Genomic DNA, 14,187 nt, shown 5'->3' on the forward strand with positions numbered 1-14,187 from the left:
TGTTGACTTCGGAAACGCAGCAATTTACGTCGGCTGAAACCTGGCGCTATCGTGCGGCTGACCCGCTGCGATGCGGGGCCGGATCCGGGAGAGAAGGACAATCGCGAATGAACGGTCGAAGCGACATCGCTTCCGAAAGCGTCGGACCGACGATCGTCGCCGGCGAGATCCTGGTCGAGATCATGGCGACCGAACTCGGCCATGGTTTCCTTGAACCGCTTCAGCTGATGGGTCCCTACCCGAGCGGCGCGCCGGCTATCTTCATCGACCAGGTGGCAAAGCTCGGCGGCGGCGCAGCAATCGTGGCCTGCGTCGGCCGCGACGATTTCGGCACGATCAACCTCGAACGGCTGAAGGGCGACGGCGTCGACATCTCGGCCGTATCGGTCAGCGAGCGCTACCCCACCGGCAGCGCCTTCGTGCGCTACCGGCCCGACGGCGGGCGCGACTTCGTCTACAACATCGCCGAATCCGCCGCCGGGCAGATTGGCCTCACACCAGAGGCGCGGCAACTGGCGGACAAAGCCGGCCATCTGCATGTCATGGGCTCGACCTTATCGGTTTCGGGCCTGAAGGAGATCGTCGCCTATTCGGTAAAGGCGGTGCGGTCGCGTGGCGGCTCGACCTCCTTCGATCCGAACGTGCGCAAGGAACTGATCGACTTAGACGGCGGGCTGTTCGCAGCGCTGGTCGACGATGCCGACCTGCTCCTGCCTTCCGGCGACGAGCTGCTCGCGGCCGCCGGCGTCGAAAGTGAACGCGAGGCGGTGGCGGCGCTGATTGCGCGCGGCGTCGGCGAGATCGTGCTGAAGCGGGGCGCCGCCGGCTCGACCCGCTTCGGCGCCGACGGCAGCCGCATCGACTGCCGCGGCTTCCTGGTCCAGGAAGTCGACCCAACCGGCGCCGGGGACTGTTTCGGCGCCACCTACCTCACCTGCCGGCGCAAGGGCATGGCCCCCGACCGGGCGCTGCTCTACGCCAACGCCGCCGGCGCGCTCAACGTAACGCGGCGTGGGCCGATGGAAGGCCTTGCCGGCTTCGACGCGCTCGACCGATTTATTGCCGGCGCGGATCGGGCCAAATGACGATGACGACCAATCCGCTCCAGGGCCTCGCCGCCGCACGCCGCAAGGGCACGCCCTACGGCATCACCTCGGTCTGCTCGGCGCATCCGCTGGTGATCCAGGCGGCGATGCGCCGGGCCGTCGCCGATCAGGATGCGACGCTTTTGATCGAGGCGACCTGCAACCAGGTCAACCAGTTCGGCGGCTATACCGGCATGACGCCGGACCTGTTCGTCGCCTTCGTGCACGAGATCGCAGGCCGCGAGGGGCTCGACCCCGCGCGCATCATCTTCGGCGGCGATCATCTGGGACCCAACCCGTGGAAAGCCGAGCCAGCCGCGCAGGCGATGGCCAAGGCCGAGGCGATGGTGACGGCCTATGTCTGGGCGGGCTTCAGCAAGATCCATCTCGACGCCTCGATGGGCTGCGCCGGCGAGCCGGCCGCGCTCGACGACGAAACCATCGCGACGCGTGCCGCAAGGCTCGCCAAGACGGCAGAGAAGGCGGCGCGGGCGCGGGGTGGCGCCATGCCGCTCTACATCATCGGCACTGAAGTGCCGGTGCCCGGCGGCGCCGACCATGCCATCAGCGATCTGAAACCCACCGAGGCTGCCGCCGCGCGCCGCACCATCGACATCCATCGAGATATCTTCGCCCGCGAAGGGCTGGACGAAGCGTTCGGCCGCGTCATCGCCGTCGTCGTGCAGCCGGGCGTCGAGTTCGGCAGCGAGAATGTCATCGCTTACCGGCCGGAAGCTTCCCGGCCGCTGACCAGGCTGCTCGATACCGAACCGTCGCTCGTCTACGAGGCGCATTCGACGGACTATCAGAGCCGCGCGGCGCTAAGGGCCCTGGTCGCCAACGGCTTTCCGATCCTCAAGGTCGGGCCGGGCCTGACCTTTGCGCTGCGCGAGGCGCTTTACGGGCTCGATCTGGTGGCCTCGGAAATGGTCCCGGGCTACGGCGAACGCTCGCTGGCGCGGGCGATGGAGACGCTGATGGTCTCCGCGCCGGGCCATTGGAAGAGCCACTATCACGGCGACGAAAGGCGGCTTTATCTGCAGCGGCACTACAGCTACAGCGACCGCATCCGCTATTACTGGAGCACGCCGGCGGCCAGCATCGCCGTCGCCAGGCTGATCGACGCGCTGAACGGCGTCGCCATTCCCGAGACGCTAATGCGCCAGTTCCTGCCCACTCTCGGTGCCGCCGGCGACCCGCAAGCGGTGCTCATCGCCGCGGTCGACCTGGTGCTCGCCGATTACGACGCAGCCTGCCGGGGCGGCTGAACGTGGCCCGCGCCGCTGGACGCGTGCGCGTCCGGCCCTATAATTTTGCCGGTTCATCACGACCGGAGAAAATCAATGAGTCTCGGCAAGCACAAGCTCGGCAGTCAGGGGCTCGAAGTCTCGGCCATCGGCCTCGGCTGCATGGGCATGAGCCAATCCTACGGACCGGCCGACGAGGCGGAGTCCATCGCCACGCTGCATCGGGCGATCGAGCTTGGCTGCACGTTTCTCGACACGGCCGAGGTCTACGGGCCCTTCATCAACGAGGAGTTGCTTGGACGCGCGCTGCAAGGCCGGCGCGATCAGGTGACCATCGCCACCAAATTCGGCTTCGCCGTCGCCGACGACGGCGTGCAGACCGGCGTCAACAGCCGGCCCGAGCATATGCGCGAGGTGGTGGACGCGTCGCTGAAGCGGCTCGCCACCGACCATATCGACTTGCTCTACCAGCACCGCGTCGACCCCAAAGTGCCGATGGAGGATGTCGCCGGCACCGTCGGCGAGCTGGTGGCGCAGGGCAAGGTGCGCTTCTTCGGCCTGTCGGAGGCGGGCATCGCCAACATCCGCCGCGCGCACGCAGTGCATCCTGTCTCGGCGCTGCAGAGCGAATATTCGCTGTGGGAGCGCAACCTCGAGCCCGAGATCATCCCGGTGCTGAAGGAACTCGGCATCGGGCTCGTTCCTTTCGCGCCGCTCGGCCGCGGCTTCCTCGCCGGCGACGTCAAGCGAGCTGAGGACTATCCCGAAGGCGATTTCCGCCGCGGCGACCCGCGCTACCAGGGTGCAAATTTCGATTTGAATGTCGCGGCGGCCGCCGCAGTGCGCGACATCGCCGAGGCCAAGGGCGTGAAGCCCGGCCAGATCGCCATCGCCTGGCTGCTCGCCAAGGGCCCGGAATTCGGTATCGACATCGTGCCCATCCCCGGCACCAAACGACGCAGCTACCTGGAGGAGAATGTCGCGGCGGCGGAGGTCAAGCTCGATCCCACCGAGATGCTGGGGCTCGACATGGCGCTGACGGCCGATAAGGTCTCTGGGCCAAGGTACAATGAGCGGACGATGTCGATGGTGGATCGGTAAAGGTCAAGGTCTTCAGGGCTATTTGAACGTCGGTGCGACGGAATTCGGCTCGACAGCTGGCGAACCACCCTCAGCCGCCCGAATGCGGATCGATGCTGTAAGGATATACCGGATAGCCCGGGCCGATCGCCTCGGCGACCCTTCCTACCCAGGCGTCGACCGCCGGGTAGTCGGCGAGCGAGAAACCGCAATCCCCGGCCCGATGGCTGTAGGCATAGACCGCGATGTCGGCGATGGTAAGCCTATCGCCGACCAGGAAGGGCGTGTCCTGCAGGCTGCGCTCCAGCGCGCCGAGCGCCCGCGCGCCCGCCTCTTTCTTGCCGGCAACCAGCGCCCTGTTACGCTCCAGCCGCCCCGTCAGCGTCCAGAAGCGCAGCGAGCCGATGACCGGCTCGACATAATACTGCTCGAAGAACAGCCACTGCATGACCTTGGCGCGGAGAAGCCGGTCCGCCGGCAGATAGGGCGTACCTTCCGCGACGAGGATGAGGATCGCGTTGGACTCTGCGATCGCCTGGCCGTTTTCGACGGCGAGCACCGGAACCGCGCCAGCGGGGTTGAGCTTCAGAAAGGCCTCGGTCCGGCTCTCGCCCTCGAAGATCGACACTATTCGGCTTTCGTAGCCGATGCCGAGCAAGCCGAGCAGGACGCGGATTTTCCAGGCGTTTTGGGAGGGGAGGTAGTCGTAGAGGGTGAGCATGGGGGAGTTCCTGGTGTGATGGCATTGCTTCGCATGGGCAATGCCAAGGCACCACCCGATTCAGGCTTCGCAACCCAAAAGCACCAGGAGCGAGCGCGAGGCGCGCCCCTCTCTCCTGCCGGACATCTCCCCCAGGGGGAGATTAGCTCTCGCGCCGACTTTCGCCAATCTCCGACACTGCAACGGATCGCCGCGTCCCTCACCGCCCCGCAATATCCTTCGCCACCGCTTGCGCCTCGATGCCGATCTCGCGCAGCAGGCCGGTGACCGGATTGTAGAAGCCGACCAGATAGACGCCGAGCTCGCTTGCTCGCGAATTCACCCCGCTCTTTGCCGGCCGCAATTCCGCCGGCAGGAAGGCGTCGTAACTCGGCCGATAGCCGGTGGCGAAAATCACCGCGTCGAATTTTTGCGCCTTGCCGTCGGCAAACATCGCGCCGTCCTCGGTGAAGCGCGCGATGTCCGGCGCTACGGCGATCTTCCCTGCCTTGATCGCCGCCACCGTGCCGACATCGATCACCGGAATGCGGCCGGCTTCGATGCCCTGAAGGATGCCCTGCTTGGGCCGCACGATCCCGTATTTCTCCAGCTTGCCCAGCGCCAGGTCGAGGATCTTCGGGAACATCCAGTCGTTCAGCGCCTGCGGCATCGGCCGGCTGGCGATGCCGACCATCTGGATCGGCACGCCGAACAATTGGCGCGGCACGATGTGGACGCCCTTGCGCACCGAGATGGTGGGCTTGGCACCCGACTCGGCAAGGTCGAGCGCGATCTCGGCGCCTGTGTTGCCCATGCCGACGACCAGCACGTTTTTGCCGACATAGGGCGCGGCCTCGGTGTAGGCGGCGCTGTGCAGCACCTTGCCCTTGAACGCCTCGATGCCGGGAAAGGAAGGCGTGATCGGCTCGGCATTGTTGCCGGTGGCGACGACGATTTTCTTGGCGCTGAACAGCCCGGCATCGCTCTGCACCAGCAGGCGATCGCCCTCCTTGCGGATGGATTTCACGCTGACGCCGAAGCGAGGCTTCAGGCCGAAGCGCTCGGCATAGGCATCGAGATAGGCCACCACCTGCTCGCGCGGCACATAGCGCGGATGGTCGCTCGGAAACGGCAAGAAAGGCAGCGAGGAGAAGGATTTCACCGTGTGCAGATGTAGCCGCCGGTAATGCCGCCGCCAGGCCGGCGCCACTTCATCGGCCTTTTCCAGGATGACAAAGTCCTGCCCCGCCTGTTTCAGGCAGGCGCCGACGGCCAGACCGGCCGGGCCCGCGCCGACGATGACGACATTGGTGTCCAAGTGGCTCTCCTCCCACCCAAGCGGTCGAGGCTATGACGGGAGGCGGCCGAGGGGCAAGTGGGTGGAAATACCTATGGTTTGTGGGCCGCGGAGCGGCGTCCTCTTTGCTCTCAACGTGATTAGCCGCTATGCACGGCGCCTCGCCCGGAATCCCGCAGTGCCCCTATGAAGCGCATCCTTCTCATCGCCGCCCTGATCGTCCCCGCCCAGGCCCTCGCCGCGGACTGGAAGCCGATCGAAAAGATCGAAACCTACGCCGTCACCGGCCAGACGCCGACCGAGCTCTACGCCTCGATCGGCGACAAAGGTCCGGTGGTCGGAACAGGTAATGCACGTCGTGTCATCGCGCACACCAATTTCAAGCTGACCTGGCAGCGCGATTACCAGCCGCAGGCCGGCGCCTGCGTGATAAAATCGGCGCGGCCGAAGCTGATTGTCACCTACACGCTGCCGAAGCCCGCCGGAAAACTGCCTGCCGCCACGCAGGCGCGATGGGATGCGTTTGCCGCCGGGCTGATCGCGCATGAGAAGGTGCATGGCAAAGGCATCGTCGACATGGTCGACAAGATCGTCGCCTTCAGCACCGGCCTGACCGTCGCAGACGACCCCGGCTGCAAGAAGATCCGCGTGCAGCTGACGCAATATCTCGACCAGCTTTCCAAGACGCAGCGGCAGGACAGCCGCGACTTCGACAGGGTGGAGTTCGGTCGGGACGGCAATATGCTGAAGCTGATCGCGGCGTTCCTGGGCGGGGGTTAGCGGATTGGCATCAGCTTGGCCGCCTCGCGGATGGCGCGAATAGCATCAGGATTGGTGATGGGGTAGCCCGATATGAAGCCCTCGACGGTGAAGTCGGGGAACTCGTCATCCAGCCTTTCCACGAAGCCGGCAGCCTCGGCGTCCTCGCCCGCCGCCGCATGGGCAAGCGCCAGGAACATCAGCATGTTCGGCGAATCCGGCGAGCCGCGGCGCAACGCGGCGATCGCCTCCCTAGGCCTGCCGGCGCAGAAAAGGATGCGGCCCTGCATGCCGAAATACCAGGCCGGCGCGAGCGGGTTTAGGCGCATGGCGCGCTCCATCAGCGGAATTGCCTCGGCGGGATCGCCGGTGATGAGCGCCCTGCCGCCAGCTAGCAGCGCCAGCGTGTCGGCATGGTTGGCACCGTATTCGAAGGCGCGACGATAGCACCGCTCCGTCACCTCCAGATCGCCGACGCAGCTCATGGCGTCGCCAAGGCAGACATGCGCGATGCTGTCCGTCGGTTCGAGCTCGAGCGCTTTCTCGGCCGCCATGCGCCATTTCTGGGCAGCCGCCTTGGGATCGCCGCCAAACCCATTGAACGGCTGGATCGCGTAGGCATAGCCGAGTTCAATCCAGGCCTTGGCCAGGGTTGGATCCAGCTCGAGCGCCCGTGTAAACAGGCGGATTGCTTCCGCATTGCTTTCCCGGCTGAACCTATTGTGCTGTTCCACGCCGAGCAGATAGAGGTCGTAGGCGCGCAGGCTGGCGGGTGGTTTGCGACGGATGGCATTGCGGCCGGCCGTGGCGATCGCGCCAAAGCAGCCGGCAAGCGCATTGACGACGCTTTCGGTCAGGCCGTCCTGCAGCGTGAAGAGGTTCTCGACCGGGCGGTCGAAACGGTCGCTCCATAGCCTCAGGCCCGAGGCCGCGTCGGCGAGTTCGATGGTCAGGCGTATGCGGGTGTCGTCGGCGCGCAGTTGGCCCGACACGATGTAGGCAGCGCCCAGCGCCTTGCCGTCGGCGACGAAATCGACAGGCTTGCTGCCCAGCGACTTCATGGTGTGGTAGGCGATGAGCGGAATGCCGGTATAGCGCGCGAGATCGACGGTGATGTCCGAGGACAGACCATCGGCAAAACGGCGCCAGCGTTCATCGCTGCTGAGACACTCGATCGGAAACAGGGCAAGGACCGGCAAGGCGTCTGGCTGCGCGCGTTCCGGTTCGGCGGTGCCGTTGATGTGCCTGGCAAGCGCCACCTTGTTGCGCACGCCGAGCTTTTCGTAGATCGCAGCCAGATGGGTGCGCACGGTGGACGGGGCGATAAACAGCGCCTCGCCAATCTCGCGATAAGTCATGCCGGCGGCGAATTTTTCCGCCACCGCGCGCTCGCGCTCCGACAAGCCCTCCGAGGTCGTCACGATCCGGTTCATTGCCGTCCTGCCAGTGGAACCAGCTGCCTGCAATCGTTGCGACGCAAAATACTACAAATGCAGGAGCCAGAACACCGCAAGTGTCCGATACCCGCCAGGGCAGACCGGCGCGAAGCTTTGCTTCAAGGCAACAATCAGCAGAAGGAGGTTTCCATGCGCCGTATCACCATAGCAATTGCCTGCGCGATGCTGAGCTTGCCCGCCGCCGGGCGGGCCTCCGCGGCCGACTGCCGGCACATCATGGAATCAAACGTTAAGATCGCGAGCATGCAGCACTATTCTGCTATCCTCGCCAGCGCCGCCCGCAAGGGCTGGAACTACGCGCCGGCCGCTATCGATAGCGGCGCGAAGCGGCATTTCGAGGAAATGAAGCTGCAATTGCTCGACGCCGGTTTCGCGGTGGTTCCGGTCGGCACGCGGCCGCAATGCTCCGGATCCGAGGTTGCGAGCAAATAGCGGCGCCCGCGTCAGAAACTCAATTCCACCGCATCGACGCTCCGCTTCGCCTCGCCATGAAAAACTGCCTCGATGTTGTTCCCGTCGGGGTCGAGCAGGAAGCAGGCGTAGTAGCCGGGATGATAGCGGCGCTCGCCGGGCGCGCCGTTGTCCTTGCCGCCGGCGGCGAGGCCCGCCTCATGGAACGCGTTCACCATGGCGCGGTCCCTCGCCTGGAAGGCGAGATGATGACGGCCGGTGAGCACGCCCAATGCCGCGCGGCTGTCGGCGCTGGAGATGAACAGTTCGTCGGCCCAGAAGTAGTCGTCAGCTTCGCCACCGACCGGGATGCCCAGCACCTCGAACAGAGCGCCGTAGAAACGCCGGCTGGCTGCAAGGTCGCGCACCACAAGCTGGATGTGGTCGATGAGCCGGCCGCGATAGAGTTGCATGGGTGACGCCTCCTTGATGCAGGGCTCAATCTAGAAAGGCTTGCAGTGCGGTCAATGCCATCCCCTGCAGGCTGCTGACAGTCGGAGACGCTGGCAGGGTTCTGTGCAGCCGTCGCGACCTCACCGATTAGCGAAAGCCGGCGCGGCGCTCGATCTCCAGCTGAGGCTCTTGCGCGGGAGATTGGCAGCTCCATCGACGCAAAATCCGTTGCCGGACGGCGGCGAGTGTGAAACGCTCCGCGAGACAGCCGGCCCGTGCCGGCGATCCCGGGAGCATTGCGATGGCGGCAAGCGTGGAAGCCGAAGACGCCAGGGGTTGGTCCAACCTTCTGATCGCGGCCGAGAAAGGCGACGCCGAGGCCGTGCGGGCGGAGCTCGCGGGCGGGGCGGACATCAACCAGGCCGACGAAGACGGCTGGTCGGCGCTGCATCTTGCTGCTCACAATGACCGCTTGGCGGCACTCGAAACCCTGATCGCGGACCCGGCGATCGACGTCAATTCCAGGAACAAGTGGAAGAGCACGCCGCTCAGCCTGGCGGCGGCCAGGGGGCATTACGACTGCATCCAGGCGCTGGTGAAACACCCTGCGATCGATATCAACGTGCGTGCCGATTACTATGGCCGCACGGCGCTGATCGAGGCGGCCAGGACCGGGCATCTCGATGCCGTAACTTTGCTCGTCGAGCATGGCGCGGATGTCAATGCGGCCGACAAGACGGGGCGGAACAGCGCCCTCATCGAGGCCATCAAGGGGCGGCACTACGCGGTCGCGGCGTATCTGCTGGCTACCCGTAAGGTGAACTTCCTCAACAAGGACATGCGGCTCAATGCGCTGATCTGGGCCGGCAGTACCGGCGACGGCGAGTTCATCGAGAAACTGGACGCGGCGATCCACACGTTTTTCGAAGGCAAGTAGGGTAAGACGACGGCGACGGACGAGTAATCTCGCTCCTTCTCGGGAGATCAGGCCAATCAGCCTGCCCCCGCCCCCGTGCGCACCGCCTCGCGGTCGTTCTCGTCGCGGCGCAGGCGCTCGTCGGAGATCAGCACCACCGGGCATGGGCTGCGCTGCAGCACAGCAGTCGTCGTCTCGCCGAAGATGAGCTCCTCGCCCTGGCGCCTGGCCACGCCCATGACGATCAGCGACACGTTGCGGCCGGCCTGGCGGGCGATGGCATCGGCGGCGGCAGCTCGTGACCGGATGGCGGTCTCGATCTCGACGCCGTAGCGGTCGGCGAGCGCCACGATGTCCTTCAGCACCGCCTCGCGGCGGCGGTGCGAGACGGTGTCGCGCGGCTCCTCGCGGCCGACGCGCGCGACATAGAGCATCTTGACCGGCGCCCCGGTGACTGCGGCGATGGCCAGCGCCAACTCGGCGCCGCGGCGAGCCACCGCGGTGCCATTGACCGGCACCAGGATCTTGCCGGACTTCGGGCCGAGTTTCGGCATCTGGCGGCCGGCGGATGCCGGCTTCAGCACCAGGCAGAGCGGTCCGTCGAAGGCGCCGGTGACTTCGTTCAGCCGCTGAGAGAAGCCGCCCTTGGAGGTGACCGCGCGGCCAAGGCCAACCATGAGCATGCCATAGCCCTTGCGCGCCTCCTTGGCGACCGCCTCGGCCGACAGCACCTCGTGCTGGCGCCGCGTGACCGGGGCTTCGCGCACCGGCGTCTCGTCAGATTTCTTGGCCGCCTCGCGGCTGTCCTCGGCGCCCTTTTCGAGCTCCTCCAGATGCAGGCCCTCGGCCGGCTCGGCGTCGATCTCGCCACTGGAATGCAGCACCGTCGTCGGCTTGCCGGCGCCGATGACGCCGGCGAGATAGGCGGCGAAACGGCCGACGACACCCTCGTCTACGACCACCAGAAGCCTCTCCAGATTGGCGACGAAGCCGCGCTGATCGATCTCCTCGCGCTCCAGCCGCTTCTTTTCCTGCTCGCCCATCGGCAGGCGGCGCAACGCCCAGCGCAAGGTCGGCGGCATCGCCAAAGTGGTGATGACCGCCATGGTGACGATCATGGTGAAGAGATTGTGCGACAGAACGCCCATGGACAGGCCGATCGAGGCGACGATGACTTCCGTGGAACCGCGCGCGTTCATGCCGCAACCGACGGCGATGCCTTCGGCGCGGCTCATACCGGCGACCTCCGCACCGATGAAGGCGCCGCCGAACTTGCCGATCGAGGCGATCACCACCAGCGCCAAAGTGAGCAGCGCGAGCTGCGGATCGATCAGCACGGTGAGGTCGGCCGAGAGGCCGGCGACGCCGAAGAAAACCGGCATGAAAAGCGCGGTGATGATGCCGCGCAGTTGCCCTTCGATATGGCGCGACAGGATCGGCGATTCCCCTACCAGTATGCCGGCGACGAAGGCGCCGAGCACGGTGTGGACGCCGATCAGGTCGGTAATCAAGGCCATGGCGCCCATGATGGCGAGGATGACGGTGACGACAGCATATTCCGATCGAAACGTGTCGTTGGTCCAGCGGATGGCGTCGAAGACGATGCGGCGCCCGAGCGTGAAGGAAAACGCCATGAAGATGGCGACGCCGACGATGGTGAAGGCCAGGCTGCCCAGCTCGACGTGCCCCTTCTTGGCGATGCCGATGGTGATGGCGATGACGACCCAGCCGATCGTGTCCTCGATGATGGCCGAGGAGACGATGATCTGGCCGAGGTCGCGGCGCATGAAATTCATGTCGCGCACCACCATGGCGACGATTTTCACCGAGGAAATGGAGAGCGCGGTGCCGAGGAAAAGTCCGGCGACGATGCGCTCGCTGCCGGCAGCCAGCAACGTGTCGGGCATGAATTGCGCGGCTATGAAGCCGAGCGCGAAGGGCACGGCGACGCCGGCGGCGGAGATGGAAAAGCAGGCGCGGCCGACACGGCGCACCAGGCGCAAGTCGGTCTCCATGCCAGTCAGCAGAAGAAGCATCAGCACGCCGAGCTGAGCGACGGCGTTGATCATCGATTTTTGGGTCGGGTCGTCGGCAAAGATCAGCCGTTCAGCCGCCGGCCACATCCAGCCGAGGAGCGATGGCCCGAGCAGGATACCGCCTATCAATTGCCCCATCACCGCCGGCTGCCCGAATATCTCCAGCACCTCGCCGATGCCGCGGCCGACAACAAGCAGCAGGATAAGCTCGAGGACGAAGATGCCTTCGGAGGACATGCCGGTCTTCTCGGCGGCGAAGGCGAATGCGGGCATCAACGGAAGCGCGATGGCGGCACACGCCACCGACCAGCGCTGATTGAACATTCTGGGCAAGTCTGTGTCCCCTCGATTTCGCCCACAACGGTTTCGCGGGTGTTTCGGTTGCAGGCCGTCTTTCCTCGCCCCACACAGTGGGGAGAGATGGCTCGGCGAAGCCGAGACGGAGAGGGGAACGCCCTGCAAACACCCCTCTCCGTCCGCTTCGCGGACACCTCTCCCACTGCGTGGGGCGAGGAACGAACTCCCTACAATTCTAATCAAATGCCAGCGTCAATCTTTGCTTACCGGTAAATCGACTCGCCGATGGTGGCCGTGAGGCGGGGCAATAAGGAGAAGCTAATGAAAAGCGACTTTGCAGCCGCCCATCTCCACCTCGACCGGGCCTGCCACTATCTGCGCGGCGATGACGATGTGAGCCGCGCAGCACTTGCCGCGCTCGACCTCGTGATCGAGGCGATCGCCGCTGCTCAATATGCGCGCCCAAGCGCCGATGTGCTGCCGTTTCCGCACCCATCGAAAGGCCAACTGCCACCCCTTGCCTCCTGACCTATCCGCCTGAAAGGGCGGGAACTTTCTGGCCGCCCGCGCGTTATTGGCGTGGGGTATGGCCGGCTTTTCGGCCGGCCATCGCGGGAGGCGCATGGCGAAACGATGTCCCAGACCAAGGCCGCGGCACCAAGCAAGGCGGCCAAGCCAGCGGAATCAAGCGGGGGACCGGCGGCATCGACCGAAGCCGCAGCGCCGCCGCGCGCATCCGACACGCTGGCTTTGAAGCTCAGTTCTTCCGAATTCACCACGACGTTGTCGCATTTCCACCGCGCCGAGATCGCGCGCATGGCCGGCTGGCGCGACCGGCTCGACCGTACCAGCAATTGGGCGATCACCGTGGTCGCGGCGATGCTTTCGGTGTCGCTGTCAACGCCCTCAGCGCATCACGGCGTGCTGCTCTTCGCCATGCTTTTGATCACGCTTCTGCTCTGGATCGAGGCGCGGCGCTACCGCTTCTTCGACGTCTACCGGGCGCGGGTGCGCCAGTTCGAGCGTTATTATTTCGCGCAGATATTCTCGCCGCAGCCCGACTATGCCTCGAACTGGCTTGCCATCGTCGGCGAAGGCCTGCGCTCGCCGCGCTTCCTGATCTCGCAGCGCGCGGCGCTGATCCGGCGGCTGCGGCGCAACTACATCTTCATGTACACGCTGCTTTTGCTCGCCTGGGTGTTGAAGATCACCACGCCCAGCCTCAGCCGCGACGGCTCGCCGATCGGCTTCGGCGCCTCGCTCATCGACACGTTCCGCGTGGCCACGCTGGGCCCGATCCCCGGCGTCTATGTCGTATGCGGCGTCGCCGTCTGCTATCTCGCGCTGCTTGCCGCCGCCTTCCTCATCCGCGCCGACGACGGCGAACTCTCCTTCGGCGACGTGCACGTCTGAAATTTCATTTCGGCGGCACGGCCGAGCGGAACTCCTGAGCGCTGTTGCGGTTGGGATAGGGCTGGTCCGGCACCGCGCATCCAAGATGGGCGCAGAGCGGCTGCCAGCCGTCGCCCAGCGTGTGGACCAGCAGCCGTTCGCGCGGCACGGTCGCCATGACCGCTTCGACATTGGCCTCATAGGCGGCAATCGCTGTCGCACGGTCCTGCGGCCGGCCACCGAAGACCCGTTTCGCGATAAGCGCGACGCCCAGCGAATCCGGATCGTCGTGGGCGCCGATAGCCGCCACGATGGTCTTTTCGAAACTCTCCCACCAGCTTTCGGGCGAACGCCAGGTAAGGATGACACGAGCTTGAGGGTAGAACGCGATCAGGTCTCGCCAGTAATAAGCCGACGGCCAGTCAAGACAGGAACTGTAGCCCGAAAACAGCCGGCCCCAGTCCGGCGCGCCGCCCTTGGCCAGCGCACGCCAGAGCCGCTTCTGCTCCTCCTTGGCGATGACCTCGTACATGTGGTGGCAAGGGCCGAAACCAAGAATGGTCAACGCCTCGCGCATCGAATCCGTGCCGGTGCGGCCAAAGCCGGCCCCAATGACCTCGATCGACATTTGTCGTTCCCTCTCGGGAAATATTAGCTGTGAACGATATGGCTGTCTTGCGCCAAGTCCGGGTTGACTCCCTCAGGCGGAAGGCGACACTCCGGGAACAAACCGCGTAGCGCAGGAGGACCTCTGATGGACGACACCGACCACTGGCGCAACATGGCTAGCGCGCCGCGTGACGGCAGCCGCATCCTGGTGACGGTGCGCTCGTCCGAGCAGGGACCAGCAGAGGTCGACATGGCCTATTGGGCGCGTGCCGACCAGTTCGGCGCGGAAGGCTGGCGCGCCTCGGATTCCTCGCCCGGCCGCATCGTCGAATATGCCGAGCCGGAATTGCGCTGCTGGATGGCGTTGCCCGCTGCAGGCAGAGGCTCGATGCCCAGCCCCTGGGAAGGCGAGGACGTGCCGCTGGTGGATGGCGACGGGATTTGAAAAGGTTTTGAGGACTGCATAACC

General features: G+C 65.5%; 15 protein-coding genes. 9 read left to right on the forward strand and 6 right to left on the reverse strand.

The genetic code is table 11. The features are described 5' to 3' along the window. Positions 1-107: 107 nt before the first annotated feature. The 3 genes from FJ988_RS27435 to FJ988_RS27445 all read left to right on the forward strand — a co-directional run bounded on the left by FJ988_RS27435 (position 108) and on the right by FJ988_RS27445 (position 3,433). Positions 108-1,085 (forward strand): sugar kinase, encoded by a 978-nt coding sequence (locus FJ988_RS27435; protein WP_140821911.1) that lies wholly within the window; start codon positions 108-110, stop codon positions 1,083-1,085. After that, positions 1,082-2,353 (forward strand): D-tagatose-bisphosphate aldolase, class II, non-catalytic subunit, encoded by a 1,272-nt coding sequence (locus FJ988_RS27440; RefSeq protein WP_407067717.1) that lies wholly within the window; start codon positions 1,082-1,084, stop codon positions 2,351-2,353. Before FJ988_RS27435 ends, FJ988_RS27440 begins: the two co-directional genes overlap by 4 nt. Before the next feature lie 75 nt (positions 2,354-2,428). Further along, on the forward strand, positions 2,429-3,433 hold the full coding sequence (locus FJ988_RS27445) for an aldo/keto reductase (protein ID WP_140821912.1): 1,005 nt from the start codon (positions 2,429-2,431) through the stop codon (positions 3,431-3,433). Between the two features lie 70 nt (positions 3,434-3,503). Here the strand turns inward: FJ988_RS27445 and FJ988_RS27450 are convergent, their stop codons facing one another. Next, positions 3,504-4,133: a glutathione S-transferase family protein gene (locus FJ988_RS27450; RefSeq protein WP_140821914.1), complete on the reverse strand. Its 630-nt coding sequence runs from the start codon at positions 4,131-4,133 to the stop codon at positions 3,504-3,506. A 199-nt stretch (positions 4,134-4,332) separates the two neighbouring features. Continuing rightward, a complete protein-coding gene (locus FJ988_RS27455) occupies positions 4,333-5,430 on the reverse strand; it encodes an NAD(P)/FAD-dependent oxidoreductase (RefSeq protein ID WP_140821916.1) in 1,098 nt (365 codons plus the stop codon). 165 nt (positions 5,431-5,595) lie between these two features. Between FJ988_RS27455 and FJ988_RS27460 the strand changes: the two genes are divergently transcribed. Further along, entirely contained in the window at positions 5,596-6,189 is a 594-nt protein-coding gene (locus FJ988_RS27460) for a DUF922 domain-containing Zn-dependent protease (protein WP_181183690.1), read from the forward strand. On the opposite strand, the gene FJ988_RS27465 is transcribed toward FJ988_RS27460, so the two are convergent. Further along, on the reverse strand, positions 6,186-7,601 hold the full coding sequence (locus tag FJ988_RS27465; RefSeq protein WP_140821918.1) for a LuxR C-terminal-related transcriptional regulator: 1,416 nt from the start codon (positions 7,599-7,601) through the stop codon (positions 6,186-6,188). The genes FJ988_RS27460 and FJ988_RS27465 overlap by 4 nt on opposite strands. Positions 7,602-7,754: 153 nt before the next feature. Here FJ988_RS27465 and FJ988_RS27470 point away from each other — a divergent pair, with 153 nt between their 5' ends. Further along, positions 7,755-8,057 carry a hypothetical protein gene (locus tag FJ988_RS27470; RefSeq protein ID WP_140821920.1) on the forward strand — a complete coding sequence of 101 codons (303 nt, stop codon included), beginning with the start codon at positions 7,755-7,757 and terminating at the stop codon, positions 8,055-8,057. A gap of 11 nt (positions 8,058-8,068) precedes the next feature. Here the strand turns inward: FJ988_RS27470 and FJ988_RS27475 are convergent, their stop codons facing one another. Continuing rightward, positions 8,069-8,488 (reverse strand): VOC family protein, encoded by a 420-nt coding sequence (locus FJ988_RS27475; protein ID WP_140821922.1) that lies wholly within the window; start codon positions 8,486-8,488, stop codon positions 8,069-8,071. A gap of 293 nt (positions 8,489-8,781) precedes the next feature. Here FJ988_RS27475 and FJ988_RS27480 point away from each other — a divergent pair, with 293 nt between their 5' ends. Next, the gene (locus tag FJ988_RS27480) at positions 8,782-9,405 is read left to right on the forward strand and encodes an ankyrin repeat domain-containing protein (RefSeq protein ID WP_246688671.1); all 624 of its coding nucleotides are present in this window, start codon (positions 8,782-8,784) and stop codon (positions 9,403-9,405) included. Positions 9,406-9,461: 56 nt separating this feature from the next. On the opposite strand, the gene FJ988_RS27485 is transcribed toward FJ988_RS27480, so the two are convergent. Continuing rightward, positions 9,462-11,744, reverse strand: a complete 2,283-nt coding sequence (locus FJ988_RS27485; protein WP_140822093.1) for a cation:proton antiporter — start codon at positions 11,742-11,744, stop codon at positions 9,462-9,464. A 294-nt stretch (positions 11,745-12,038) separates the two neighbouring features. Between FJ988_RS27485 and FJ988_RS27490 the strand changes: the two genes are divergently transcribed. Both FJ988_RS27490 and FJ988_RS27495 read left to right on the forward strand, forming a co-directional pair. Continuing rightward, positions 12,039-12,245: a hypothetical protein gene (locus FJ988_RS27490; RefSeq protein WP_140821926.1), complete on the forward strand. Its 207-nt coding sequence runs from the start codon at positions 12,039-12,041 to the stop codon at positions 12,243-12,245. Between the two features lie 105 nt (positions 12,246-12,350). Then, on the forward strand, positions 12,351-13,130 hold the full coding sequence (locus FJ988_RS27495) for a DUF2270 domain-containing protein (RefSeq protein WP_140821928.1): 780 nt from the start codon (positions 12,351-12,353) through the stop codon (positions 13,128-13,130). A 4-nt stretch (positions 13,131-13,134) separates the two neighbouring features. Here the strand turns inward: FJ988_RS27495 and FJ988_RS27500 are convergent, their stop codons facing one another. Further along, positions 13,135-13,737: a sulfotransferase family protein gene (locus tag FJ988_RS27500; RefSeq protein ID WP_140821930.1), complete on the reverse strand. Its 603-nt coding sequence runs from the start codon at positions 13,735-13,737 to the stop codon at positions 13,135-13,137. Positions 13,738-13,863: 126 nt separating this feature from the next. Here FJ988_RS27500 and FJ988_RS27505 point away from each other — a divergent pair, with 126 nt between their 5' ends. Then, the gene (locus FJ988_RS27505) at positions 13,864-14,163 is read left to right on the forward strand and encodes a hypothetical protein (RefSeq protein WP_140821932.1); all 300 of its coding nucleotides are present in this window, start codon (positions 13,864-13,866) and stop codon (positions 14,161-14,163) included. The last annotated feature ends 24 nt before the right edge of the window (positions 14,164-14,187 follow it).

This window comes from Mesorhizobium sp. CU3, from assembly GCF_006442965.1.
Classification (GTDB): domain Bacteria; phylum Pseudomonadota; class Alphaproteobacteria; order Rhizobiales; family Rhizobiaceae; genus Mesorhizobium.

Excerpts from the sequence above, each read along its gene's own strand:
- FJ988_RS27475 (WP_140821922.1), bottom strand. The coding sequence starts at position 8,488 with ATGCAACTCTATCGCGGCCGGCTCATCGACCACATCCAGCTTGTGGTG.
- FJ988_RS27485 (WP_140822093.1), bottom strand. The coding sequence starts at position 11,744 with ATGTTCAATCAGCGCTGGTCGGTGGCGTGTGCCGCCATCGCGCTTCCG.
- FJ988_RS27445 (WP_140821912.1), top strand. The coding sequence starts at position 2,429 with ATGAGTCTCGGCAAGCACAAGCTCGGCAGTCAGGGGCTCGAAGTCTCG.
- FJ988_RS27435 (WP_140821911.1), top strand. The coding sequence starts at position 108 with ATGAACGGTCGAAGCGACATCGCTTCCGAAAGCGTCGGACCGACGATC.
- FJ988_RS27450 (WP_140821914.1), bottom strand. The coding sequence starts at position 4,133 with ATGCTCACCCTCTACGACTACCTCCCCTCCCAAAACGCCTGGAAAATC.
- FJ988_RS27505 (WP_140821932.1), top strand. The coding sequence starts at position 13,864 with ATGGACGACACCGACCACTGGCGCAACATGGCTAGCGCGCCGCGTGAC.
- FJ988_RS27500 (WP_140821930.1), bottom strand. The coding sequence starts at position 13,737 with ATGTCGATCGAGGTCATTGGGGCCGGCTTTGGCCGCACCGGCACGGAT.
- FJ988_RS27495 (WP_140821928.1), top strand. The coding sequence starts at position 12,351 with ATGTCCCAGACCAAGGCCGCGGCACCAAGCAAGGCGGCCAAGCCAGCG.
- FJ988_RS27460 (WP_181183690.1), top strand. The coding sequence starts at position 5,596 with ATGAAGCGCATCCTTCTCATCGCCGCCCTGATCGTCCCCGCCCAGGCC.
- FJ988_RS27470 (WP_140821920.1), top strand. The coding sequence starts at position 7,755 with ATGCGCCGTATCACCATAGCAATTGCCTGCGCGATGCTGAGCTTGCCC.
- FJ988_RS27440 (WP_407067717.1), top strand. The coding sequence starts at position 1,082 with ATGACGATGACGACCAATCCGCTCCAGGGCCTCGCCGCCGCACGCCGC.
- FJ988_RS27490 (WP_140821926.1), top strand. The coding sequence starts at position 12,039 with ATGAAAAGCGACTTTGCAGCCGCCCATCTCCACCTCGACCGGGCCTGC.
- FJ988_RS27465 (WP_140821918.1), bottom strand. The coding sequence starts at position 7,601 with ATGAACCGGATCGTGACGACCTCGGAGGGCTTGTCGGAGCGCGAGCGC.